Here is a 25123-nt window from a genome sequence, read left to right as displayed (position 1 = left end):
AATATACGTAATTATGTAACTTTTAGTTAACATTAAATTCATATTAGAGGATTTTCATGTAATATTTTATTAATATATAAAGAAAATACAATCAAAATGAGCCATTTTTAGAATTTTGATTAAAATTTGAATACAAAAAAAGAGGAATGATTTTGAACCATTCCTCTGAAAAATATTATTATTCCAATGAGATATTACATAGTGATACAAAGGGAATAAACGGAGTTCTAGAACTCGTATAACCTTTGACCGATATTCCACCTAACGGCTGCACTTATATAATTTTCATTTTGAGTATATCTTTCATCATCACTTGATGTATTTCTAAATACGCCTCTCAAATCAACAAATACATTGTGGAAAGGTGAGTAAGTAAGTGTTGCATCAACATACATCGTTCTTACTTTTGTGCCTTGAAGAAATTCTACACCATAAGCATCTGGTGCACCTGGTGCAGTATTGTAATCTAAGAAGATATTAGAACCATAATTTGTGACTACATTTCCTTTGTCATCAAGTTCATTCATGCCTTGTTCTCTATACATACCTTTGATCACGGCAGAAATTTTAGGGAAGAAGTTTGGTCTATATCTTACAATACCGATGAGTTCATAAAAGTTAGCTCCATTAGGGTGGGCTAATTCTTGATAATAATGCGCTTGGTTTGTATAAAGGTAACCATTAGGTATATTACTTGATCCAGTGGTATTCTTGTGGGAGTAAGTATAAGGATCAACTACGTTAACTTCTCCGTGAAGATCAAGATTAGATACTCCAAAGGCATCAATATATTTAGCTCCAAATTGGTAAGCGAACTTATTACCAAAATAACCTTTGCCTAAATTACTAACACTTAAATCATCCATGATGATTTGACTGTATAGCTGTACTTTATTCCAGATGTTCCATTTTACATCTAGTCCCACCTGTACATTATCAACATCACCCAAGCCATGCTCTAATGAACGGTAGAAAATGAAAGGGTTTAAGTAAGAGATATCAAAAGTATTATTACCAATTGAATCCGTTCTACTAAAAATTACTTGCTCAAAAAGACCTACGTTTAAGTTTTTAGTAACATTCCATCCTAAGTGATGCATTGCCATATATTTTTTAGGCAAATGTCCACCTGCTGGGTTGGTATTACTAGTGTTCATTTGAGCAAAAATATTAGTATACTCTAAATGCCAAACTCTAGTATTTAATTTGAGATAGGTATAGTCATTAGCAAAAGTAGAAAGTGCCAAAGAACGGTAACCGTTACCAATGAAGTTTCTCCCTCTACCAAATTCAGTTCCTATATAGTCTTTCAATAATTGGAAAGTAATATAACCTTGTGCATTGAAATAGTCTCCAACATCACCCTCTGATTTGTTCCATTGTTGTCCAGGGAAAGTTCCATTGTGTGAAGCAGAATATTGTTGAGCATAAAAAGGTAACCTCTCTTGGTTATCTGATGCTTGAAGGTAAAATCCAACTTTACCAGCAATTGAACCTCTCATGATCACTCCTCTTTGGTTTACATATGGACGTGATGCATTTAAGTTATCATCTCCACCACTAAAAAGGATCACGGGGTTAATATGGAGGTCAAAATCTTTCTGATGAACGTTGAGGAAATCAATCTTACTTCTATAAAAATATTTTAAGAATGGCTTTTTTACATCGGCAAGTGTTGAGTCAGACATGTGTTCCCAATTATCAAGTGCTAAATAGGAAAGGTTGTACTTGTCTGCTTCAGAAAGTGTACCATTGTAAGTAGAGTCAAACCCTTCTAAAAATTCAGCAATTTCTTGTCTGCTGTAAGGTTTTATGGTAGTGAAAACTTTACCAAAGTTCTTTTGTTTGATCTCATAACGATCAATAAGATGATAGTACTCTGGATCGTAAGGAACATTTGAAGATTGTGCAAAAACCTGTAGTGATTCTAAAAATAAGATGAAAAAAAACAGGTAACCTAATGTAGTTTTTTTATTCATTGTAATGGAGCTTGATAATCTATTTACAAGTTGTAAAAATAGATAAAATACGTTAACAAATTATTTTAACGATGATTAAATAGCCTGTAAATATACTTTTTTTTAACAAACAGTATGAAATTCATAAAGTATGCCAATAAATTAAATGGAGAATGAGTAAAAACGATATACTCTTAATGGGGCAATGAAAAATCAGTTCATTGCTATTAAATAGTGATTTCATGGGAAAGAATGATATTATGCATGATGCTTTTCTTGCGGAGTAATGTCAATATCATCTACTTGTTTTTTGATAAAATGTCGGAGAGAAATGAAATACCTTAAGCCTCTTGTTTTAATTTTTTGTTGAAAATGAAGTCGACTGTAGTTTCTAAATTCCTTTTCATTGTAGAACCCAGATTTTGATAAATAAAACTTATTAGGTGTTTCATCCCATTTTGGTAGAGAAAATAAGTTACTTCGAATAGCCTTTTCAATATTCATAAAGGCAAAGCTTTTTCTATTGAAATAATTAAATATTCGACCTTGATTAAAAGAAATAATATTTTCAGAACTTAACTCTATCTCCATATTTTCTAATGAAATTTCCTCCTTATTTTTGAAGGGAATACTTCTGAAAAAAGTCATCTTACAATTGATACCTGATAGTGTGAACTGTACTGGCTTATTTTTAGTAAGTTGGTGGATGAATTTATACAAATTGCCATACAGAAAGTTACTATTTCCAATACCCCAATAGGTTCTTGTTGAAGTAAACCATTCAAGGTCTTGTTCGATATATTTTTCTAAATGATCTAGTTTTTTGATAGAATGAACTTCAATATGAGGTAAGAATTGGTAATGTTTTAGGTCTAAATTACTTAAAATGAGAATGTCTATATTTCTTTGGTAGGATAACTGATTTAAAAATAAATCAAAGTAAACAGGTATTTTATCAAACAATGGAACAATAAGAGCCACATTCGTTGTTTTCATAGTATTTTAAGTAGTAAGTGAATAGCAGAGAAGGGTAAGTATTGTATTATTATGAATACTGTTCTTCTATATGGTTGTATTATAAAATACGCATTATCTGTTATTTAAGTTATATATAGAGTGATAGTTAGAGGAAATGTTAAGTGGATTTCTTTGTAAAATACAAAAAGCCTTCACTCTATAAAGAGCAAAGGCTTTTGTTTCTAAAAGTATATTTTAAATACTATTTACTTCTTCTGATCATACCTGCAGCAACAGTATTGTTAGTTGCCTCATCTACAAGAATCAAAGAACCTGTAATTCTGTTAGATTTGTAAGGATCCCAAAGAATTGCTTTAGTAGTTCTTAACTGAACTCTTGCGATATCATTCATATGTAAAGACTTGTCACCTTCAATACGGCTTAGAGTATTGATGTTCATCTTGTACTTGATACCCTTGATCATACATCTTGCTTCATTAGTAGTATGTTTCAAGATATATTTAGCTCTAGGTCTTGGAGGTTGATCATCCATCCAGCACAACATCACATCCAAATCTTGTGTTTGTTGTGGTTGGTTGTCAGGGCGAACCAACATATCACCTCTTGAAATATCAATATCATCTTCCAACGTGATCGTTACAGATTGAGGAGGGAAAGCCTCTTCTACCTCTTCCATTCCGTTGAAGATGTTCTTTACTTTTGAAGTGAAACCTGAAGGTAAAGCTACAATATCATCACCTTTTCTGAATACACCTGAGCTTATACGGCCTGCGTAACCTCTGAAGTCATGGAATTTATCAGAGTGAGGACGGATAATAGTTTGAACCGCAAAACGAGGGTCAATGTAGTTATTATCACTGCTGATATAGATGTTTTCTAAAGTATGCAATAAAGTTTCACCGCTATACCAAGGAGTTTGCTCCGATCTGTTTACAACGTTGTCACCTTTCAATGCTGAAATTGGCACAAAACGAATATCCTTTAGGTTCAGCTTTGCTGCAAACTCTTTAAACTCCTCTTGAATTTTTTCAAAGATAGCCTCGTCATAGTCCACAAGGTCCATTTTGTTCACACAAACAATCATGTGAGGAATTTGAAGAAGAGATGCAATGATAGCGTGACGGTGAGTTTGCTCTACTAAACCTTTACGAGCATCGATCAAAATCAATGCAAGGTCGGCTGTAGAAGCACCCGTTACCATATTTCTTGTGTATTGAATATGACCTGGAGTGTCGGCAATGATAAACTTACGCTTTGGAGTTGCAAAATATCTGTAAGCTACATCAATTGTAATGCCTTGCTCTCTTTCAGCTCTCAAACCATCTGTCAATAAAGAAAGATCAACATGCTCTAAACCTTTTCTTTTAGAAGTTTCAGAAACCTGATCTAATTGATCTTCAAAAATTGATTTTGAATCATATAATAAACGTCCAATTAACGTACTTTTTCCGTCATCAACTGAACCTGCTGTTGTAAATCTTAATATTTCCACTTTGATGTTTTGACTTAATGTTTAGAAATAACCTTCTTTTTTACGGTCTTCCATAGAAGTTTCAGAACGCTTGTCATCTGAACGGTTACCACGCTCAGTCTGACGCATAGCAGAAACTTCTTCTACTACTTTCTCGATCGTATCAGCATCTGATTCAATACCACCCGTAATAGTAATGTCACCTAATGTTCTGAAGCGGATTTTTTTCTTTTCCACTTTTTCACCGTCACGTAATACGATGTGCTCTGACATTGGTAACCAAGTGTTATCTCTCCAAATTACATCTCTTTCATGAGCAAGGTATAAAGAAGGAATTTCAATATTCTCTCTCATGATGTATTGCCAAACATCAAACTCTGTCCAGTTAGAAATAGGGAACGCTCTGAAGTGTTCACCTGGGTTATACTTACCATTGAATAAGTTCCATAACTCAGGGCGTTGGTGTTTTGGATCCCATTGACCAAACTCATCACGGTGAGAGAAGAAGCGCTCTTTAGCTCTTGCCTTTTCTTCATCACGACGGCCACCACCAATTGCTACATCAAAGTTCTCATCTTCGATTGTATCTAATAGAGCAGTAATTTGCAGTTTATTTCTACTTGCGTTTGCACCAGTTTCCTCCATTACTCTACCATCATCAATAGCGTCTTGTACAGAACCTACCGCTAAACGAACTCCTAAATCTTCAATAAGATCGTCACGGAATTTAATTGTTTCAGGGAAGTTGTGTCCTGTATCAACGTGTAAAAAGGTAAAAGGAATCTTGGCAGGATAAAAAGCTTTCTTTGCTAGGTGAGCAACAGTTATAGAGTCTTTACCGCCTGAAAAAAGCAATGCTGGATTTTGAAACTGAGAAAATACTTCACGTAAAACGTAAATTGCTTCTGCTTCTAACTCATCCAAGTGTGAAAGTTGATAATTACTCATTGGATCTATGTTTGTAATTTATTTGTATCTAAGTTATAGAGAAGATATAATGCAATGAACAGTATATCTACATACAAGCCGCAAAGATAAAATGTTATTATTTGGAAACGAAAAAATCGTGCTAAAAAGATGTTATAAAGCCCATACTCTTAGACTTTTATTGTGATACCAAGGATTTGAGCAATCTCACTTCTTTGTTGATTTAGTAAAGAAAGTAATTGAAAAGCTTCCATCAATTTTTCATCATTCGCCTCTTTTTCTGCTGTTAGTAAGCTCTCATTACACTGTTCTATTAAATCACCGATATAAGTGAGCTTGTAATGTAAGAGTGTAGAATAAGCGAGCTTACCAATGTTTTCATCTTTTTTAGGTATAACGATTCTATGTCTTTTGAACCATTCCTCACTAGGTGTTTTCTCATTTTCCACCTTTAGGATTTGCTGTAATTTCTTTCTGTCCATATCACTGCTGTATTTTTCAGTGAAATAATGGAAAGAAGGAATTTCACCCATAGCCGTTTCATTTTTATAATCGACTAAAATCTGCTGGCAAAATTCATTTTCAAGCATCATTTCTCCTAATTCGTCAAAGAGGTATTCGTAAATGTATCCTACATTTTCGTCTACATATTCCGCTCCGAACAAAACTAGAATTCTTACAAACTCTTCTTCATGAATACCAAGTTTTGCTAGTCTTTTTTCAGGAGTAGAAGTGGGTTGTTGTTCCTTTTCAACCGGAATTGGCTCACCTAGAGGGGGGAGTCCATTGATTTCCTCTATTGGAGGAGGTACGTCCTGAAAGTTAGAATTGTCTGTATAAAATTCTGGGGGAGGAGGTGGTAAATCGTTAGGCGGAGTACTTACATAACCACTGCCTACAGAACCACCACTTGGATTCTCATAAGATCTTCTAGCTCTATTTTTCTCTTTCTCAATTCTCTCAATCTCTCTCTGCTTTAACGCATTGAGTTCCTTGATCAAACCGTCAATTGAAATATCAAAAACAGAAGCACACTCTTTAATAAAGATTTCTTGTTGAATAGTATCAGGAATTTTCACGATACTCTTCAACACCTCTCTAACTTTTTCAGCTTTATTTAGAGGATCATTTTTAGCCTCTTCGTTATATAATTTTGCAGCAAAAAGAATAAAGTCAGTTTCTTCATCCTTTAAAAACTGAGAAAATTTATCACTACCTAATTTTGAACAATAGCTATCAGGGTCTTCTCCCTCAGGTAGACGAACTACGCGTACATTCAGACCTTGTTCCAACAGCATATCCACACCTCTGATTGCCGCTTTAAGTCCCGCAGCGTCACCATCAAAAAGTGCGGTAACATTATTTGTAAAACGTTTGATCTGTTTGATTTGTCCTTCTGTTAATGCTGTACCAGAAGAAGCTACTACGTTTTCAATCCCTGATTGATGTAGAGAAATCACATCAGTATACCCTTCTACTAGGTAACATCTGTCTTTGACTCTCAGTGCATCTTTGGCGTAGTAAATACCATATAAAGCATCACTTTTATGGTAAATTTCGGTTTCAGGAGAGTTGAGGTATTTTGGTTTGCCGTCTTTTTTCAAGGTACGAGCACCAAAGGCAATTACCCTTCCCGAAAGGTCATGAATAGGAAACATGACTCTGCCTCTGAAGCGGTCGTATTTTTTCCCTTTATCATTGGCAGAACGGAGACCGGCTAGTTCAAGAGCCTCTTCAGTATAGCCTTTTTCTAAGGCACTTTTTTCTAATGCATCCCAAGAATCTAAACTATACCCAAGATCAAACTTATTGATAGTATCTCCTGTAAAGCCTCTATTTTTGAAATAGCCAAGACCTAAAGATTTTCCCTCATCAGAAGTTTGCATCACACGCATGAAAAACTCCTTTGCGTAATTCATGGTAAGGAAAATACTTTCTCTTCTTTTATGCTTTTCTTCTTCCTCAGGAGATCTCTTTTTTTCTTCTATTTTGATCCCATATTTGTTGGCAAGGTACTTTAAGGCTTCAACATAATTAAGTCCTTCTTTTTCCTGAACAAACTTGATCGCATCGCCAGAAGCGCCGCATGAAAAACACTTGTACAAGTTCATGCTTGGAGTCACGTACATAGAAGGCGTATTGTCAACGTGGAAAGGACATAATCCAATCCAAGATTTACCCTTTTTCTTTAGGGTGACAAAGTCTTCTACAACCTCAACAATGTCTAAGGTTCGTTTTATTTCATCTACGGTTTCCTGAGGGATCATATATTTTGACTACTTTTCGATTAAAAAAAGTATTTTAGTACTTACTATTAAACCACAAAGTTAAGAGTTTAAGTTAACTTCGCTATCCATAATGAAGAGAAGATGATTGAACAGACAAAAGCATTAACATTAAGTAGCGTAAGATTTCAAGAATCTTCCCTTATTGTCCATATCTACACCGAAAGGTTTGGACGAAGGGATTATATTATCAAAGGGGCATTCAGTAAGAAAAGCAATAAGGCTTCTTTTTACCAGCCATTGAACCTTCTGGAATTGCAGGTGTATGAACAGCCGAATAAAAACCTTCAAATGATCAAAGAGGTGAGGATAGACCACCCTTTGTTATCTTTCAGAATTCAACCTAAAAAGAGTATGATTCTTACTTTTCTGACTGAATTTTTAGAGAAAGTATTGAAAGATGATGAAATTGGAAACCCAGAACTTTTTTCATTTCTGACTGAAAGTTTGTTAAGCTTGGATGCTATGAATGAAAATTTTAATTGCTTCACGCTTCAGTTTATGATTAGAATGAGCCACTTCTTAGGAATAGGAATTCATGATGGAAAAATGCTTTTAGAAGAGACTGAAGTTACGGTACATGTTGATCCGGCACTAGTTCAAGTTATCGATCAATTAATAGAAAAAGATTACCACGAGGCTCCTTCTTTTAATCTGCATACACGGAGAATAGTGATGGATAAGATACTTTCTTTTTATGAACTTCAAATTCAGAGTTTTGGAAAAATGAAGACGTTAGAGGTATTAAGAAATGTTGGCAATCCCTTTAATAAGAATTAACTATAAGTAGCTGATTGTAATTGTGGTAACAACGTATTAGTAATTAGAAATAAATTAATAATACTATGAAAAAGCCCACAATCAAAGCCATCATTACTTTTGTAGTAATCAGCTTATCTACGTTATCAATCAATGCATCAACATTAGACAAAGGAAAAAATGTTTATGTATTGGATAATGCCCCAACAATGACTGAGGTGCCAAGTATGATTCAAAAATTAGAAGTCAATACGAATGTAAAATTCAGACTTACTTATTCAGATGAAAATAAGGCTATATATACTGCCGAAAAAACAGTAATTGTGACAGAAAATAATGCTGAGGGAGTAGAAGTGAAAGTATTGTGTGGGTCTAAAAAGCCAAACAAAGAATATAAAAAGGTAGTGAATGCCCTTCAAAATAATCCTGCATTAAATACACCTTTAAAAGATATAAAATAGGAAAAGTTACTTATAGAAAAAGCACCTTTCAATTCAAATTGAAAGGTGCTTTTTCATTTTAGTATCATTCGTTTTACTAAACGACTTTAACGTGAATTTTTTTATTTTGAATTAATGGATTTCCATTGTCATCATTTTGATTACTCATGAGAACTTCGATTGTGTAATCCCCTTTTTCAACTAATTGAGAGTTGATCATCTTTTTTAGATTGAGAATAACTGATTTTGAATGATCAATTGGAAAATAGAGTCCAATAAGACTAATATTCTCGGAAGTTTCACCATCAAAAGCAGCTCTCACTACTTTTTTATTACACTTGATATCTAATATTTTTAGATAATCGTCACTTTGAACTCTTAAGAAAAGATTATCAAATTCTCCTTGAGCACCGATAATGGTTTCTGAAAGGTTTACGTTTACTCCTTGAAGTCTAGGTTGAGTTGTAATCTCAACATAGGCAACATCATTGATTGAATTCTCAATAGGCTTCTGAAATTGATCAATATTTGAATCAATAAAATAAGCATTAAAAGAAAGGAGACCAATAATAAAAGTAGTTGCTAGAAATGTTATTGACTTCATAATACATTGAGAGTTAGAAGAAAACAAAATTTAATAGTTTTGGTACTTATTAGGTTTAGTACTTATCCAATCATTGTTGAGTTGAATGTTATGATTAGACACTATACCTATAAGACGTTTTATTTTATTTTGTAGACAATCTTATAACACTCTTTTAAACTACTTTCACTAAATATATGTTATTGGTGGTATTGTTTATATTTTTTTGAGAAATGAAGTCATTAAAAGACCAAGAAATGTTAGAATTCCATTGAGTAATAATAGTTCATATCCAAACTTATACCCATTGAGCCATGCCATTGAATTTGCCTGTAAGTAATAGCAAATTACAGGAGAGGCAATACAAATAATAGGTACAAATTGAGGTTTCCTTTCGTCACTCATCAAAATACTAAAAGCAAATAACCCAAGTAAAGGTCCGTAAGTATAAGAAGCTAACTTTAGTATTGTGTCTAACGCGTTGGTGTTATTTATACTATTGAAAAGTACTACTAATAGAAATAATACAAAAGCAAAAGCAACATGTGTTACTTTTCTAATTTTAGCCTTTTGGGCTTCGGTTTGGTCAGATTTATCAAGTTGTAGGAAATCAATACAGAAACTAGTCGTTAGAGAAGTAATAGCAGAATCCGCACTTGAAAATGCAGCAGCAGTAACACCTAAAAGAAAAATACAAGCTCCAAATAAGCCAAGTTTTTGTTGTGCAATAAGCGGAAACAATTGATCTGATTTTTTTGGTAAACCTAATGCTAAAAAGTCAGCGTATTGATAAAGGAAGACCCCAAGTACTAAAAATAGGGCAATAGTGCCAAATAAGATCAGACTGAATAATACCATGTTTTTTTGAGCTTCCTTTAATGTCTTTATCGTTAAGTTTTTTTGCATCATATCTTGATCAAGCCCCGTCATGACAATTACAATAAAGGCTCCTGTAATGAACTGTTTCCAGAAATAGTTAGGAGCTTTTACATCCCAGAAAAATGCTTGAGTATGATTGGTTTCATTTACTGCTTTCTGATAAATCTCAGACAGAGGCATTTCCATTTGATCACCAATAAGGTAAAGCGTAAGAATACCCGCACCTATCATAAATGTTGTTTGTAGTGTATCTGTCCAAACTACAGTTTTAATCCCCCCTTTTAAGGTGTAAAGGGTGATAATAAGAAGAAGGATAAAGGCATTGACAGTGTAGGGTATTCCCAAAGGAGTGTAAATAAAAGTCTGCAATACAGTGGCCATAATAAATAGCTTACCTGCAGCCTGTAGGCCTCTTGATAGAATAAAGAAAGAGGCTCCTGTTTTATAAGCACTATTTCCTAGACGACGGTCTAGGTACCCATAAATTGAAATAAGGTTGTTTTGGTAATAAATAGGCATTAGAATATAAGCAACTCCTATGTAACCTAGAATGTATCCCAAACTCATTTGTAAATAGCTGAAAGACGCACCTTTGACCATACCTGGTAATGAAATAAAGGTAATACCAGATAAAGTAGTACCAATCATACCATACATCACAGCATACCAAGGTGAGTTTTTATTACCATTAAAAAAGGATAAGGCAGAACTGTTTTTGCTTGTCCAGTAGGATATCAAAAACAGTAATAGTATATAAGAAACAAAAATTAATAAACTCTGATTGGCGGAAATGCTCATATCTAAAAAATTGAATGGCTTAAATATTTAACTAAATCAATCGTTATTGAAATTCAATGATTGGATAAAGTCTTTATTCATTAAAAAGTAGATTTTAATGCGAAATAAGAAAAAAATAGCAAAAAAAATAGTCTTCATAGTGCAATTGACCATGAAGACTATTTTTAGATTGTAAATCTATTCTTTTTAGAAGTGATGAGCAGCGGCATCAAAAGATGATAGTGTGTAGTAAGGCAAGACAATTGTTTCTCCCTTGTAAACTTGAGGAAGTTCGATTGTTCTCTTTTCTTTTCCACCTTTAATATTCGTCAACTCAAGTTCGATTGTTTTCTGTCCTTCTTTTATTGGTACTCTTGTATAAAGAATGTCTTTAGGGAGTGATTGCCATGAACGAGTATCAGCTGATTCAGTTGCCGATCCCAAGATACTTAAAGCAGTACCCCAACCTTGATTTTCTTGAGAGACCTTAGCTGCGACACTTTGTTTTAATGCTACACGTAGTAATGTTTTACTGAATTCTAATAGCATTCTTTCTTCTAATACTTTAAAAGAAATGGCATTGATATCTTGAGCAAAAGATAACAGATACTGGTTGTCACCATTATCAACTGTAGCTTTGGTATAGAAGCTTTTTCTTTCTACATATTTAGGGAAAACGGCACGTATCCAAGTGACAGCGAGTTTGTCATTTCCAACGTAATAAGGGAAACTTAAACCGAAATCTTTATTCACAAAAGTAACCCATCCATTCTTTCCTTCAATAATAGCGAAATTAAGTCCCCATTCAGCCTTTACTGGCGACATTCCATTGTTCCAAAGTAGGACTAAGTTGGCATAGTTATCTTCTTTCGGAAGTTCAATCCCAAATTCTTTTGCATATTTTTTAGCATCGTCCCATAGTCCCGTTTCTTGAGCAGTTCTAACAATGTCGTATTTCAATTGTTGTGGAACTGTCATTTTAAACAAACGAGCATAATCATTTTGATATATCTCCAATGCATTTCTATAGGCAATGAAGGCGTTGTTAGGATCTTTGTTTGCTTCGTAAATGATGCCCATCATAACATGGATAAAAGCATCACGTTTGTATTTCTTTTCAGAAGAATACTTTTCACTCAACCTGTTTAATGCAAGATTCATACGCTTACATTCAACAATAGCTTCATTGTATTGCTTTAATTCTAAATAGTTAAGTGCTTTGAAATAGTTTACCATTAACTTCTCATGATCTTCCCCTCCGTAAGTAGAAAGGTTGGGATTGAGTAGTAATGCACCTCCTTCTTCCAGGACATTCTTTTTATGATCTTCAATGAAAATATCGGCCTTTTGGAACATTTGATTACTATAATCAAACTTTTCCTGAAGGGATGCCACCATTCCGGAGTTAACATAATACAAGAACTCTAATCGACCTGAGGCCATTTTTTCACTTGCTTCCATCATCACTGCAGCTTGGTCATAATTGCCTTCAGCTAGTGCCTTGTTGAATTCATACGTTTTTTCGTAAAAAGTAGGAGCACAAGCATAAACAACAAAAACTAGTACAGTACAGAGGTATATTCGGTAATTCATACTTGAGAGTGAATTGAATATTATAGAGTAAGATGCGTAATTAATAAGCTAGTTTCTCTAGCTAAGAGATTTTTGAAATCTCTTCCTCAAAAATATAAAATACTGAGGTTATAAAATAAAAATAACCTCCCTAATAAATGAACTTTCATTAGGGAGGTGAGTATGTGTTACATCAAATTAATTTTTGATATATTTTTTGATCTCTTTATCGCCAATCCATACTTTTTCAGTTGACTCAAGATCTGCTAACTCTAGGTTGACTTTGTAGTTTACTACTTTTTCTTTACCTAATTCGTCAACAGTAGAATTAATAGTACCAAACATGATGAAGTCAGCACCTAATTCTTGAGCAATTTTCTTTTGCGTTTCTTCAGAAGCATTTGCCTGTTGAGACTGTTGCTCAGCACGGATTTGCTCACGGAACTGATCATTCTCAACCACTCTTACTTTACCAGAGTTGATAAATTCTCTTTCGATATCTTTGATGAAAGTTTCAGCTTCGATATGCTCATGAGATTTGTTGATAAAACCACCAACAATAACGACAGGTCTTTTATTGTTTGCATTTTCAAAGTTAGGTAACCATGGACGGCTCATAACATCTGAAATCATGTCTTTAGAAACTTGCTTAGAGTCAGAGTCATTCCATCTACCGCTAAGGTCAATAGTTGTATTGGGATCAACACGCGTTACTGATCTTGAACAAGCTCCAGCAAATAATAAAGAAATAATTGTAATAGCGAATGTAAAGCTTCTTGAAAATTTCATTTTGAATTATTGATATATTGTTTTGTGATTAAATTCTTTGTTACTGTAATACAAACTTTCCTTTTGGCTTGTCGAGTTTTTTAAGTACAATTTTAGTTTCAGAGATACTAACTATCTTAAATCTAGATGAGGTAGTATCACTAGAACCATCACCTTTTCCATGTGTAAGAAGCAACTCTTTTTTACTTCCCATAATCCACTTACCCGCAAGATATTCATTGGTGTTATTCTTAAAACCAAATTTTTTGTCGATAGAGAAATGAAGGGTGTTGCCTTCGTCTAAAGCGTAAGTTTCTTGTTTAGTAAGTTTTTCTCTTTTTACTTCTGTAATAGTCCAGTCTTTACTAATTAAGATCGATTTTCTTTTCTCAAGATCTTGTGCCATTGATTCATTTGACAGCAATAACATAAATCCAAGAGAAAGCGAAAATAAACCTATTAATTTTGTAATTGTTTTCATAATTATTACGTAGTTGTTATTAAGTTCTATCGAAAACGTCATTAATGTTAGAATGGTTTCATTAGAAACATTAATTAACGTTTAAGATTTATTTTTGAGTATTAATATTTACGAGTTCAATTTATTCAAGATTCTATTATTCTCCTAGGTTATTGAGAATAGTAGTTTTTATTTCATTATATAATGAAAATACATCATCAATATCCTCATCCATATTGGTTGTATCATCGTGCTTTAACTTCTGTTCAGAGTGTTTTGCTTTTTCTGACAGTTTAATGATTCCCAATGTGGCGGCAGTTCCCTTAAAAGTATGCATAATGGATTTGACTTCTTGAATTGAATTATTACTTTTTGCTTCTATCAACTCATGAATCAGCTCATCACCTTCATTGAAAAAGTCTTCAAATGACAGCTGAATTAGCTCAATACCACCATATTTAGCCAACTCTGCTGTTACCGCATAGTCTACAATAATATGACCATGTTCGTCCAATACTTGATCTGTTCTTGGTGTATCATTTTGAATGTCTTCCATGATTTCTTCCACAACAGGTTGAGGTGTACTTTGCTCTTTATCTTTATCCACTTCAATTGTAGCAGAGGTATCTATACCAACTTTTGATGAAAAAGTATCATTCATAACTTCTTCCACTTTGTTAAGTAAATCGAAGGCTTTGATCGGTTTTGGTAAGAAATCGTCCATACCTGCTTTCAAAAACTCCTGTTGTTCTTCAACTAATGTAAAAGCTGTCATGGCAATAATAGGCGTCTTAAAATCAGTAAAGCTTTCATGGATACGTTGAGTGGTTTCCATACCATTCATTCTTGGCATTTGAATATCCATGAAGATGATATCGTATTCATTTCCAGCTTCTAACAAATCTAATGCCTTAAAGCCACTATTAGCGGAAGTGGTTTTACAACCTGCTTTTTTCAGAATACTTTCAGCCACCATGATATTGACACTATTGTCATCTACCACTAAAATATTAGGTTGAAGGCTACTGATTTTTTGAGAAAATAACTCCTTACTTTCTAAATTATTATTGGTAGGAGGTAAGTGATTGACCTCTTTTACCTCAATGGTAAACCAGAAGGTACTTCCTACATTTAATTCGGACTCCACACCAATGTCACCATCCATCATGTTACATAATTCTTGAGAAATAGAGAGTCCTAAACCTGTACCACCTTTGGTACGCTTATAAGAATCTTCTACCTGACTGAACTGTTTAAATAACTGTGCTTGTCCATTTTTTGAGATCCCACAACCTGTATCAATCACATCAAACATTAATGTATAGATACCATTAAACTTCTGGACACCATTTACATTGATCGTAACGGTACCATCTTCAGTAAATTTAATAGCGTTAGATGTAAGGTTAGAAAGAATTTGCAGCAAACGAGTCTCGTCAGCAAGAATTACGTTTGGTACATTGTCTGAAACATTGGAGATTAATTGTGTATTTTTATTCTTAGCATTTTGATGGAACAACGCGATGAGCTTAGAGATTGTAACTCGAATATCTATTGGCAGTGGACGTAGCTCCATTTTTCCTGCTTCAATCTTTGATAGGTCAAGGATATCGTTCAGGATATTAAGTAAGATTTCAGAAGAACGTTTGATTGTAGAAACATACTTTTTCTGTTCTTGACTAAGCACTGTTGTACTTAATAAGTCCACCATACCAATCACACCATTCATAGGCGTACGAATTTCATGTGACATATTCGATAAGAATTGTCTTTTGACCTCTAAAGATTTCTCAGCAAGGTCTTTTGCTTCTCTGAGTTCATGTTCAGACTGCTTAATTGGGGTAATATCTCTTGCTAAACCTTCTACACCTGAAGGCTTGAGTTTTTTATCATAAATCAGCCTGAAATTAGAAAGAATGTAACGTACTTCGCCATTTTTATTTCGAACAATGCTTTCATGGTTCTTGACAGCTCCTTTTACTGCCAACATTTTCATTAGTCTCGATAAGTCTGATTCTGAAATGTAATATTCAGTGACATGTTTATCGATGATTTCTCCTGGCTTAACACCTAACATATCTTTTACAGAAGGAGAAATCAGCGTGAAGTTACCATCTAAATCAGTTCGGAAATAAACATCTTGTAGTGTTTCAAAGATATTACGGAAAAGTTCTTCACTATCCGCAATATGAATTTCCATCTTCTTACGCTGTGTAATGTTTTGTGTTACTCCGGCAATCTCCTGAATAATTTCCCCATCACCACTCTGCATTCTAACAGGGTTTAGAGAGATAGAGTGCCATTGTTCTGTCCCTAAGAATGTATTAAACTTATATTCAAAACTGATGGATTCACCATCAAAAACTCTTTTTAATATTTGATCCCAATGTTCTTCAAAGCGTGGAGTAAATGGAATAATACTGTTGAGCATCATGCCTGGCATTAATTCAATATTGGAATATTGCTTGATGTACTCTGCAAAATGCTGATTGTATCTTGTTACCATTCCAGATTTATTGAAAGTCCATATAGCTTGTTCTCCACTTTCAAAAATTGCTTCTAATTGTGCCCTTACTTTTAATTGACTCTGATCTCTGATAATGGCAGCGGCAAGGATACCAGTTGCTAAATCGAAAAGATTAAGGTCAGGCTTACTAAAGGCCTTTCTATCAGAAAAAGATTGGACAACGATCATTCCCATTTTCTGATTATTTGAAATCAAAGGAAGACCCATCCAAATTTCAGGGACATTGATAAGGTTTAGGTTATATTGCTTTGCTAACTTCTGAATGACCTCTTTGTACATAAACATTGGTCTGTTAAGTACGTTAGCCATCGCTAATGCAAATTCACTAGCAGGTACTTCTTCCTTTTTAGCGAGGTCAGAAGTTTTGGTACTGTAAAAAGGAATATACATTCCTTGTCCTGATAATTTCAGACGAAGCAAAAGAAAGCTATCCATATCTACCACCAGTTTCATGGCAAGGTAGACCTTTTCGTAAAGCTCTTGGATTTTCAAGTTTTCTTGCAAAAGCTTTGCGAATGTAATACTTACCTCTTGCTCTAACTCCTTTCTCTTTTTATCAGTGATATCAAAAAGATGTAGGCGATAACAGTCCTTAGAATCAGCTTTATAAGAAATATGACAATCGGTGATTCTTTTTTGAGATTCACTTTCTATCGTCAATTCCATTTTATGCTCATCCTGAGATTCTTCTGCCATTTTAAGACCTATAAGAAGCCTTGTACGGTGAGAATTTGGAATAAGGTTAATAAACGTAGTCCTCCTGATTTGAGGATCTGTCATATTCACCAAATTTTTAAAAGGCTCACTTGCAAAGCTGATATTGCCCTTCCTATTAAACACCACTACCATTTCTCTTGAGGAACTAAAAAGCTCTTTCATGAGAATATTGTTTTTTACCAGTTCTTGAACATGAACCGTTTCTTTTGTGATGTTTTGTACCGAAAGATAAACGTGCTGTATACCATTGGCGGTGACAGGAACCCCTGCAGTTCTCACTTGTAACTCAACTCCTTTACGGTCTCTGAGTTTTCCCGTGAGGTTTTGAAGCAACCCTTCTAATGAAAAGGTGTCTTCATAATAAAATATTTCTGCAAATTCAGAATAATGTCGACCGACTGTTTCTTCTGGGTAATAATCAGTTATATTAAGCATGGCATCATTCCAGAAGATAATGATCCCTGCGTCATTTAATCCAAAAGTTGGAGCATCAGTAGCTTGATAGGCATCTTCAAAAACTTTGAAGTGACTATTCTCATGAGTTGATACTTTGGGTTTTTGGTCTGAATTATTCATTTTTAATCTATCTCAGTTGCGTCTGCTTCATCATTGTCATCTTTTGCAATGTGTATCGTTTGCGTAGGGAATGCAAATTCAATTCCCATACTTTCTGATATACGCAAAATCTTCAACATGATGTATTCACGAGATTGAAGTTCTTCACTCCAATCCCTACATTCAAAGAAAATATACAACAATATTTCCAAAGCACTAGCACCAAAGTTGTTTAATCGTACCTCATAGAAGTCTTTTCTTGTGGTAGGATGGTCTTCGACAGCTTTTTTTACGGCTTTGATAAACATTTCTATTTTTTCCGTAGGTGTTCCATAAGGTATAGTTAGATATGTTTTAAATCTTCGATACTGCCTTTTTCCTAAATTATCAATGTCACTGTCTGACATTGACCCGTTTGGAATGTTGACAAGAGAGTTAGCAAAAGTTCTAATGCGAGTAGTTCTAAAACCGATTTCTTCCACAATGCCTTCTTGTCCTTTTACAACGATCCAATCACCTACTTCAAATGGTTTGTCAGTAAAAAGCATTACTGAACCAATGAAATTCTTAATGGTATCTTGTGCAGCAAATGCTAAAGCAACACCACCAAAAGAAATACCTGTGATCAGATGGGTTATATCAAATCCATAAGAATACAAAGTGGCCAAAATACCTAATGCAAGGGCAATAATTCTGAAGATAACCCTTAGAATAGGTAATAAATTGGCATCAACGGCTTTCGTTTTATTCGAAAAGTAACCTATCCTTATGACCAATAAGTCAGCAGCATGGACAAATAAAATTGTCAAGTAAAAGCTGAAAATTGCTTTTATGAATATCGTAAGTACATAAGCAACATCACTTGGTAACAACAAAAAAGGAGTAATGTAATACCATATTATCATGAGAAGAGCAACAGCAATGGGCCTTCTTAGTTTTGGTAATACAATCTTAGCAAACTGTTCTTTTTTGAACTTTAATAATATCCTTTGGAGAATTTGTTTGGTGAACCAAAAGCTAAGGACATAAAAAAGATAACTCACCAAAAGAACGCCTGAAATTGTGATCCATTGCCAAAGTTTTATACCAAAAATACGTCCTTTACTTTGTTGTAAGGATGAAGTATAAACCACTAGTTCTCTGGCAAAAGAAGGATACGTTTCAGTAAATAATTCATGAATCTGATTCGTAGAGTAAACCGAGTATTTCCATTGTCCATTTTTTTGTTTTTCTAGGTAAATATTTGGAAGTCTTGGGCTAATACTATAACGTTTTGTTCTACTTTTTGGATCAATGTAATTTTTCTCTAAAGGTAGGTCTTGAGAGTTAAGATAAATGCTTTTTTGAGTGTAGATTAATTTTAATTCGACAGCTAGTTTTTTTCTTTCTTTTAATGAAAAATGCTCCTGAGAAAAAGCTTGAGCCGAAACATTTTCGTGGTAATTATCATCTTCAAGGTTTTCTAAATGGGTGTGCATAGTATGATAGGGAGAACTTAATGAGTACTCCACACCACTCAACTCTTTGAAATTATAAAATACATGATCATTAGGGTAACTTGATATTTCATCATTATCGTCATCCTGACCAATGGCTGTGATGATTGTAGTTGAAAAAAGAACTAGAATTAAAAATAAACGCATTGTCATTTAATAAAGACAGTTTGTAGGTATTTTCCTGATATAACAATAGCAAGGTTGACTTACTTTCCTTAGAGGGTAAAATTATAAAACTTCAATTGATATTTACTATTCTTTTTCCTCATTATTCAAATGAATGGTTTGAGTTGGGAATGCAAATTTGACCTTAGTTTCATCCGCAACTTCCATAATGGTAAACATTAATTCTTCTCTTGATTGTAACTCAATATTGTAGTCATCTGTTTCAAAAAAAACATTGAGAAGAATGTCTATAGAACTTGGCGCAAATTGATAAAGCCTAACTTGATAACCTTCTTTTCTTGTGGTAGGATGTTCGTCTATGGCTTTTCTAATGCCCTCAATAAATGCTTTAACATTGTTGCGATCTGTTCCGTATTCCAAACTCAACATCGTTTTAAATCTTCTGTAGGCTCTTTTGCCTAAATTGTCTACTTCATTGTCTGCCGCTATATTATTGGGTAGACTTACTAATGAATTATTGAATGTTCTGATTTTGGTGGTACGGAAACCAATTTCTTCAACGATTCCTGATTGCCCTTTGACAACTATTGAATCTCCAACAGAAAATGGTTTATCTGTGAAAAGCATGATAGAGCCAATAAAGTTTTTGACGGTATCTTGAGCAGCAAAGGCGATAATCAAACCACCGAAAGAAATTCCTGTAACAATGTTGTTGATGTTATACCCTAATATCTTTAAGAACAAAAGAAACCCAACCATGAGAGCGACAATTCTCAATGAAGACCGTAATACTGGAGTAAGATGCTCATCAATATTCCATCTCTTTTTTCGAGGGCTTGGGGCCATGACTTTTAGGACGATTACATCCGCAGTTCTAAAAATGAGTACGATTAATGTAAACCCAAAGATGATTTTACAGAGTACGGTTAACCCAAATGCAATTGTACTATCCAGCAGCAATAATGGGATCAGCATGTAAAATAAGAAGTCAAGAAACGCAATCGTAATAGGTCTTTTAAACTTCAAAATTACGGTACTGATAAAATATTGGTTTCCTGCTTTTGAGAAAAATTGCTTAATCAAGAAAGCGAGCACTCTAATTACAATGAAATATACAATATACATTAGGGCATTAATGATCAGTAAAGCACCCCATTGCCAAAGTTTAAGTCCTAAAATATACTGATTCCCTTTTTCAATTTTTGAAACAAACTTAATGATGTCCCTAGAGTAAGGGGGGAATGTTTCTTTAAATATTTCATTGATCTTAAGTGCCGAATAACTTGAATACCTCCACCTTTCTCCAACTTTAATGAGGTAAATTTCGGGAAGTTTCTCATGGATAATAAACCTTTTTTTACCTGTGTTTTTTTCTACATAATCTTTCTGTAGTGGGAGGTCCAATTGATTTAAATAAATTCCCTTTCCGGCATAAATCAATTTTAACTCTTCTGCTAACTCTACACGTGTATCAAGGTTCCCCACACTAGTCGGAATCACTCTTGCAGCGGTTTTAGGATGGTAATTTTGTTCATCCAAAAAATCAAGATGTGTATGTAAAGCGTGGTAGGGAGTACTTTGAGAATATTCTACAGAATCATAGATAAAAAAACTATAGAAGTCACGATCGTTAGGGTAACTTTCTAGGCGTATTTCTTCTTCCTCTTCTTGTGCAAAAAGAGGTGTGGAGGGGAAGATTAAAATTATTAATAATAAGGGTAATAATATTTTACTCATTTTTAAGAAACAATAGTATATTGATTGGATTTTTAAATTGACTTAGTTTTTTAGACAACAACAAATGGAATACAAAGCAATAATTTTTGACTTAGGAGGTGTTATTCTCAACTTAAGATACGAAAATACTTTAGAAAAATTCGCTGAAATTTTAAATAAACCAGTCGAACCCTTCTATACTAAAAAACAGCAAACATCATTGTTCGACGATTATGAAAAAGGAAATATTACATCTCAGGAATTTCGTTTGGGAATTAGAGAGTTATTGGATGAGCCGATTACTGACGAGCAAATTGATTTGGCTTGGAATGCAATGTTATTAGACTTGCCAGTTGAAAGGATTGAGATGCTGAAGGAATTAAAAGAGAAGTACAGAATATTCTTACTTTCTAATACAAATGAAATTCACATTGATGCTTTTAACCAGATTGTAACTAACACGTTGGGAGATGATTTTGGAGATTTTAAGCAGCTTTTTGAAAAAGCTTACTACTCTTTTGAAATGGGAGATCGAAAACCTCATCCGAGTATTTTTGAAACTGTCGTAGCGAAAAACAATTTAGACAAGGCTACTACGCTTTTTATTGATGATTCTATTCAACATGTGGAAGGTGCAAAACAAGCAGGGTTACATGCTCATCATTTGGAAGACCTAAATGTTATTGGATTTTTGAAGTCAGAAGGTATTTATTAATAATTAATGTTAAAAAATATAAAACTAGACCAATAATTGGTGAAATAAAGTCGGTTACTAAATCTTTTCATTCTATAAGAAAGATTTTACCCTAATTTCGCCAATTGGAAAACATAACGAAATGAACGAGTTTAAGAGAATCAACAATCTAGTGGGGTGGGCACTTTTTTTAATATCGCTTGCCGTCTACACTATATCAATGGAAGAAACCGCCAGTTTTTGGGACTGTGGTGAATTCATTGCCGTATCATACAAACTGATGGTTCCGCACCCTCCGGGAGCACCATTTTTCTTATTAATTAATAGACTTTTTTCTTTCCTAGCTTTTGGTGATGTACTTAAAGTAGCTTGGTGGATTAACTTCCAATCGGCATTTATGAGTGCACTAACAATCTTGTTCCTGTATTGGACGATTGTCATGTTAGGTATGAAAATCATCAAACCTTCAAAAGAAGGATATGGTTTAAAAGATAAGATTTTATTATTTGGCTCTTCAGCAGTAGGAGCATTAGCTTATACTTTCTCAGATACTTTTTGGTTCTCAGCTGTAGAAGCAGAGGTTTATGCAATGTCTTCAGCGATTACAGCATTGGTATTCTGGGCAATTTTAAAATGGGAATATATCGAAGATCATTCAGCATCCAATAGATGGCTGATTATGATTGCTTATATTATTGGTTTATCAATTGGTGTCCATCTGGAAAACTTACTTTGTTTACCAGCATTAGCCATGATCTATTACTATAAAAAGTATCCTAATAATATCACATTAAAAGGGACAATTATAGCAATGGGTATTGGTGGTGCCATCATCTTGGGAGTAATCATTATTGTGATCCCTGGTCTTCCTTCTATCGCATTTGTATTTGATAAGATATTTGTAAACACATTCGGAACATCGTTCGGAACAGGTGGTTTATTCTTCTCATTTGCATTAGTAGCAAGTTTGGTGTACGGAATTTACTTCACTCAGCAAAAGGCAATGGTGACGTTGAACAACGTATTATTAGGTGTAGCATTTATCCTGGTAGGTTACATGAGTTACACATTGGTATTAGTTCGTTCAAATCAGCACACACCTATTAATGAAAATGCTCCTGATGATCTTCTAGGATATGTGTCTTACTTGAAACGTGAGCAATATGGTGATCGTCCTCTTTTATACGGTCCAACTTATGATGCACAGCACGTAGGAACAAAAGAAGATGGTGATAAATACCGTGAAGCTACTCGTAATGGAAAAGACTATTATGAAGTATATGATCACAAAACGAAAGCAGAATATGCATCAAAAGATATGATGCTGTTCCCTCGTTTATATTCTAAAACGGGTCCTCATCCACAATTGTATAGAGAGTGGGCAGGGATAGAATCAGGACAAAAACCTACGTTTGGTAACAATATTTATTATTTCATCCGCTACCAAATTGGCCACATGTACTTACGTTATTTCATGTGGAACTTTGCAGGTAGAGAAAGTGATGAAAAAGATGCCGGTTATTTAAAACCTTGGGATGATTTAGATGAACTTCCTGAGTTGTTAGCAGAGAATAAAGCAAGAACAAACTTCTATTTCTTGCCATTAATATTAGGTTTATTAGGAGTATTCTTCCATTACAAGCGTGACCAGAAAAACTTTTGGGTTGTAATGATTATGTTCCTGACGTTGGGTGTGGCTTTAGTAGTTTACCTGAACTCACCTCCTGTAGAACCAAGAGAGCGTGACTATATTTATGCGGCCTCCTTCTATGCCTTTGCTATCTGGATTGGCTTTGGTGCATTGGCATTGGCTGAGTTTTTCTCTGAAAAAATGGGTAAAAACGGAGCAGTAGTCGGTATTGCATTGAGTATGGTTGTGCCAGTATTGATGGGTGCAAATGGATGGGCAGGACATAATCGTTCGAATAGGTTCCATTCGGTAGACCAAGCAAGAAATACTTTAGCAAGTTGTGCACCGAATGCCATTTTATTTACAGGTGGAGATAACGATACATTCCCGCTTTGGTATGTTCAAAATGTGGAAGAATTTAGAACTGATGTTCGTGTAGCTGTATTAAGTTACTTCAGTACGGGATGGTATTTGGATCAGATGAAGCAAAAGCAATATGAGTCTGAGCCACTTCCATTATCGATCAGTAGTCATAATTACAGAGAAGGTAAAAACGATTACATTCCATTAGTAGAAGACGAAAGAGCTCAAAATGGAGTAAATCTTAAAGCTTACTTAGCCTCTGTAGAAGCGAATAACCCTGTAACACAAGTAGGATTACAAGGTGGTCAAACTACGGCGAAATTACTTTCAAGAATCTTTATTTTGGATGTAGATAGTGCAGCAGTAGTAAAGAGTGGTATCATTCCAAAAGGCATGGAAGGTAGAATCAAACCTAAAATGGCTTGGAGATTAAAGAATGATAAGACGTATATCTTCAAAAACGAATTGGCATTATTGGACTTAATCGCAACCAACAATTGGGAACGTCCAATTTATTTCAATAACACATCTGCTAATACGATCAATATGGATCTAAGAAGTTACTTATTCTTGGAAGGTATGACGTATAGATTACTTCCTATCCAAGCCAATACATTTGGTGAAGTGGGTGAAGTAAATACAGAGGTGATGTTGAAAAACATTGAGAAGTTTGCTTTTAGAGGTATGCAAGATGAGAAGGTTTATTACGATGATGAATACAGAAAATTTGGAGCCAATACTCGTAATAATATTTACAGACTTTCTGAAAAATTGTATGTTGATGGTTTAGCGAAAGAAGATGACGCGAAGTTGAAGCTTTCGAAAGAGAAGCTAGACTGGATTCTTTCAATGATTCCTGATACAACAATTCCTTACAGCTTCTACTCTCCTAAATATATGGAGCTATACTATAAATTGGGAGCCACAAAAGAGGCAAATGAAATCTTTGATATTCTTGTAAGAAGAAGTCAAGAAAATGTAAACTACTATGCAAATACAGGCAAAGGCACTGAAAGTGTTGCCCGTAGAAGCTTGATTGTCTTACAGCAGTTGGCTCAGATTTTTGAATCGAACTTAAAATTAGTAAATGCTAGGTTGAGTGAACGTGAAAAAGAAGAGGTGGATCCATTAACTGGACAAGTCATCAATGAAGTTCCATCTTATTCAGAACATGTTACTTCAGAGTTGTTCTATAAAAATCTTTCAACGGAACAGTTGAAAGAATTGCAGCAAATTTTCCAAGCAGATGCAATTCAGTCAAGAGAGGCATTTAGTTCAGCGTATGAAAATATGATGGGAACGAGATAGTTTCCATTATCCTTAATAAAATGCAATTGATCAATTCATTTGCAGGTATTTTAAAAAAATCCACACTTATTTTTATAGGTGTGGATTTTTATTTGTTTGAATTTCAGTGATTTGTGTTGATGATTAGAAAATAT

The 25123-nt window shown here is 34.2% G+C and carries 17 protein-coding genes; 4 read left to right on the top strand and 13 right to left on the bottom strand.

The features are described 5' to 3' along the window. Window positions 1–227: 227 nt before the first annotated feature. From PL77_RS04580 to dnaG, 5 genes are all read right to left on the bottom strand, one after another. On the bottom strand, window positions 228–1979 hold the full coding sequence (locus tag PL77_RS04580; protein WP_044202235.1) for a hypothetical protein: 1752 nt from the start codon (window positions 1977–1979) through the stop codon (window positions 228–230). Window positions 1980–2216: 237 nt separating this feature from the next. Further along, window positions 2217–2954, bottom strand: a complete 738-nt coding sequence (locus tag PL77_RS04575) for a hypothetical protein (protein ID WP_044202233.1) — start codon at window positions 2952–2954, stop codon at window positions 2217–2219. Window positions 2955–3177: 223 nt separating this feature from the next. After that, window positions 3178–4428 (bottom strand): sulfate adenylyltransferase subunit CysN, encoded by a 1251-nt coding sequence (gene cysN, locus PL77_RS04570; protein WP_216595881.1) that lies wholly within the window; start codon window positions 4426–4428, stop codon window positions 3178–3180. 21 nt (window positions 4429–4449) lie between these two features. Further along, a complete protein-coding gene (gene cysD, locus PL77_RS04565) occupies window positions 4450–5355 on the bottom strand; it encodes a sulfate adenylyltransferase subunit CysD (protein WP_044202230.1) in 906 nt (301 codons plus the stop codon). Between the two features lie 149 nt (window positions 5356–5504). Further along, the gene (gene dnaG, locus PL77_RS04560) at window positions 5505–7601 is read right to left on the bottom strand and encodes a DNA primase (RefSeq protein WP_044202223.1); all 2097 of its coding nucleotides are present in this window, start codon (window positions 7599–7601) and stop codon (window positions 5505–5507) included. Between the two features lie 102 nt (window positions 7602–7703). Between dnaG and recO the strand changes: the two genes are divergently transcribed. Together recO and PL77_RS04550 are read left to right on the top strand one after the other, a co-directional pair. Beyond that, a complete protein-coding gene (gene recO / locus PL77_RS04555; protein ID WP_044202221.1) occupies window positions 7704–8399 on the top strand; it encodes a DNA repair protein RecO in 696 nt (231 codons plus the stop codon). Between the two features lie 65 nt (window positions 8400–8464). After that, entirely contained in the window at window positions 8465–8839 is a 375-nt protein-coding gene (locus tag PL77_RS04550) for a hypothetical protein (RefSeq protein ID WP_044202219.1), read from the top strand. Between the two features lie 76 nt (window positions 8840–8915). Here PL77_RS04550 and PL77_RS04545 read toward each other — a convergent pair whose 3' ends face one another. The 8 genes from PL77_RS04545 to PL77_RS04510 all read right to left on the bottom strand — a co-directional run bounded on the left by PL77_RS04545 (window position 8916) and on the right by PL77_RS04510 (window position 21015). Next, window positions 8916–9422: a hypothetical protein gene (locus PL77_RS04545; RefSeq protein ID WP_044202218.1), complete on the bottom strand. Its 507-nt coding sequence runs from the start codon at window positions 9420–9422 to the stop codon at window positions 8916–8918. A gap of 195 nt (window positions 9423–9617) precedes the next feature. Then, window positions 9618–11078, bottom strand: a complete 1461-nt coding sequence (locus PL77_RS04540) for a sodium:solute symporter (protein WP_052444168.1) — start codon at window positions 11076–11078, stop codon at window positions 9618–9620. A gap of 186 nt (window positions 11079–11264) precedes the next feature. Beyond that, window positions 11265–12650 (bottom strand): COG3014 family protein, encoded by a 1386-nt coding sequence (locus PL77_RS04535; protein ID WP_044202217.1) that lies wholly within the window; start codon window positions 12648–12650, stop codon window positions 11265–11267. Between the two features lie 177 nt (window positions 12651–12827). Continuing rightward, complete coding sequence (locus PL77_RS04530; protein WP_044202215.1) at window positions 12828–13418, bottom strand: penicillin-binding protein activator LpoB; 591 nt, start codon at window positions 13416–13418, stop codon at window positions 12828–12830. 40 nt (window positions 13419–13458) lie between these two features. Then, window positions 13459–13878 (bottom strand): hypothetical protein, encoded by a 420-nt coding sequence (locus tag PL77_RS04525; RefSeq protein WP_044202213.1) that lies wholly within the window; start codon window positions 13876–13878, stop codon window positions 13459–13461. Window positions 13879–14014: 136 nt separating this feature from the next. Beyond that, a complete protein-coding gene (locus PL77_RS04520; RefSeq protein ID WP_044202211.1) occupies window positions 14015–17677 on the bottom strand; it encodes a PAS domain-containing hybrid sensor histidine kinase/response regulator in 3663 nt (1220 codons plus the stop codon). A 2-nt stretch (window positions 17678–17679) separates the two neighbouring features. Then, window positions 17680–19299: a mechanosensitive ion channel family protein gene (locus PL77_RS04515; protein ID WP_044202209.1), complete on the bottom strand. Its 1620-nt coding sequence runs from the start codon at window positions 19297–19299 to the stop codon at window positions 17680–17682. 105 nt (window positions 19300–19404) lie between these two features. Then, on the bottom strand, window positions 19405–21015 hold the full coding sequence (locus PL77_RS04510) for a mechanosensitive ion channel family protein (protein WP_044202207.1): 1611 nt from the start codon (window positions 21013–21015) through the stop codon (window positions 19405–19407). A 64-nt stretch (window positions 21016–21079) separates the two neighbouring features. Here PL77_RS04510 and PL77_RS04505 point away from each other — a divergent pair, with 64 nt between their 5' ends. Both PL77_RS04505 and PL77_RS04500 read left to right on the top strand, forming a co-directional pair. Further along, window positions 21080–21709, top strand: a complete 630-nt coding sequence (locus tag PL77_RS04505) for an HAD family phosphatase (protein ID WP_044202204.1) — start codon at window positions 21080–21082, stop codon at window positions 21707–21709. A 121-nt stretch (window positions 21710–21830) separates the two neighbouring features. After that, the gene (locus tag PL77_RS04500; RefSeq protein WP_044202202.1) at window positions 21831–24989 is read left to right on the top strand and encodes a DUF2723 domain-containing protein; all 3159 of its coding nucleotides are present in this window, start codon (window positions 21831–21833) and stop codon (window positions 24987–24989) included. Window positions 24990–25123: the final 134 nt, after the last annotated feature.

This window comes from Flammeovirga sp. OC4 (assembly GCF_000812565.1).
In the GTDB taxonomy this organism is placed as follows: Bacteria; Bacteroidota; Bacteroidia; order Cytophagales; family Flammeovirgaceae; genus Flammeovirga.
The sequence above is the reverse complement of the archived record's forward strand: the minus strand, read 5'-3'. Positions and strand labels throughout refer to the sequence as shown.

What these genes read in the sequence shown, in the direction of transcription:
- PL77_RS04580 (WP_044202235.1), bottom strand. Translation starts at nt 1,979, where the DNA reads ATGAATAAAAAAACTACATTAGGTTACCTGTTTTTTTTCATCTTATTT.
- PL77_RS04575 (WP_044202233.1), bottom strand. Translation starts at nt 2,954, where the DNA reads ATGAAAACAACGAATGTGGCTCTTATTGTTCCATTGTTTGATAAAATA.
- cysD (WP_044202230.1), bottom strand. Translation starts at nt 5,355, where the DNA reads ATGAGTAATTATCAACTTTCACACTTGGATGAGTTAGAAGCAGAAGCA.
- dnaG (WP_044202223.1), bottom strand. Translation starts at nt 7,601, where the DNA reads ATGATCCCTCAGGAAACCGTAGATGAAATAAAACGAACCTTAGACATT.
- recO (WP_044202221.1), top strand. Translation starts at nt 7,704, where the DNA reads ATGATTGAACAGACAAAAGCATTAACATTAAGTAGCGTAAGATTTCAA.
- PL77_RS04550 (WP_044202219.1), top strand. Translation starts at nt 8,465, where the DNA reads ATGAAAAAGCCCACAATCAAAGCCATCATTACTTTTGTAGTAATCAGC.
- PL77_RS04545 (WP_044202218.1), bottom strand. Translation starts at nt 9,422, where the DNA reads ATGAAGTCAATAACATTTCTAGCAACTACTTTTATTATTGGTCTCCTT.
- PL77_RS04540 (WP_052444168.1), bottom strand. Translation starts at nt 11,078, where the DNA reads ATGAGCATTTCCGCCAATCAGAGTTTATTAATTTTTGTTTCTTATATA.
- PL77_RS04535 (WP_044202217.1), bottom strand. Translation starts at nt 12,650, where the DNA reads ATGAATTACCGAATATACCTCTGTACTGTACTAGTTTTTGTTGTTTAT.
- PL77_RS04530 (WP_044202215.1), bottom strand. Translation starts at nt 13,418, where the DNA reads ATGAAATTTTCAAGAAGCTTTACATTCGCTATTACAATTATTTCTTTA.
- PL77_RS04525 (WP_044202213.1), bottom strand. Translation starts at nt 13,878, where the DNA reads ATGAAAACAATTACAAAATTAATAGGTTTATTTTCGCTTTCTCTTGGA.
- PL77_RS04520 (WP_044202211.1), bottom strand. Translation starts at nt 17,677, where the DNA reads ATGAATAATTCAGACCAAAAACCCAAAGTATCAACTCATGAGAATAGT.
- PL77_RS04515 (WP_044202209.1), bottom strand. Translation starts at nt 19,299, where the DNA reads ATGCGTTTATTTTTAATTCTAGTTCTTTTTTCAACTACAATCATCACA.
- PL77_RS04510 (WP_044202207.1), bottom strand. Translation starts at nt 21,015, where the DNA reads ATGAGTAAAATATTATTACCCTTATTATTAATAATTTTAATCTTCCCC.
- PL77_RS04505 (WP_044202204.1), top strand. Translation starts at nt 21,080, where the DNA reads ATGGAATACAAAGCAATAATTTTTGACTTAGGAGGTGTTATTCTCAAC.
- PL77_RS04500 (WP_044202202.1), top strand. Translation starts at nt 21,831, where the DNA reads ATGAACGAGTTTAAGAGAATCAACAATCTAGTGGGGTGGGCACTTTTT.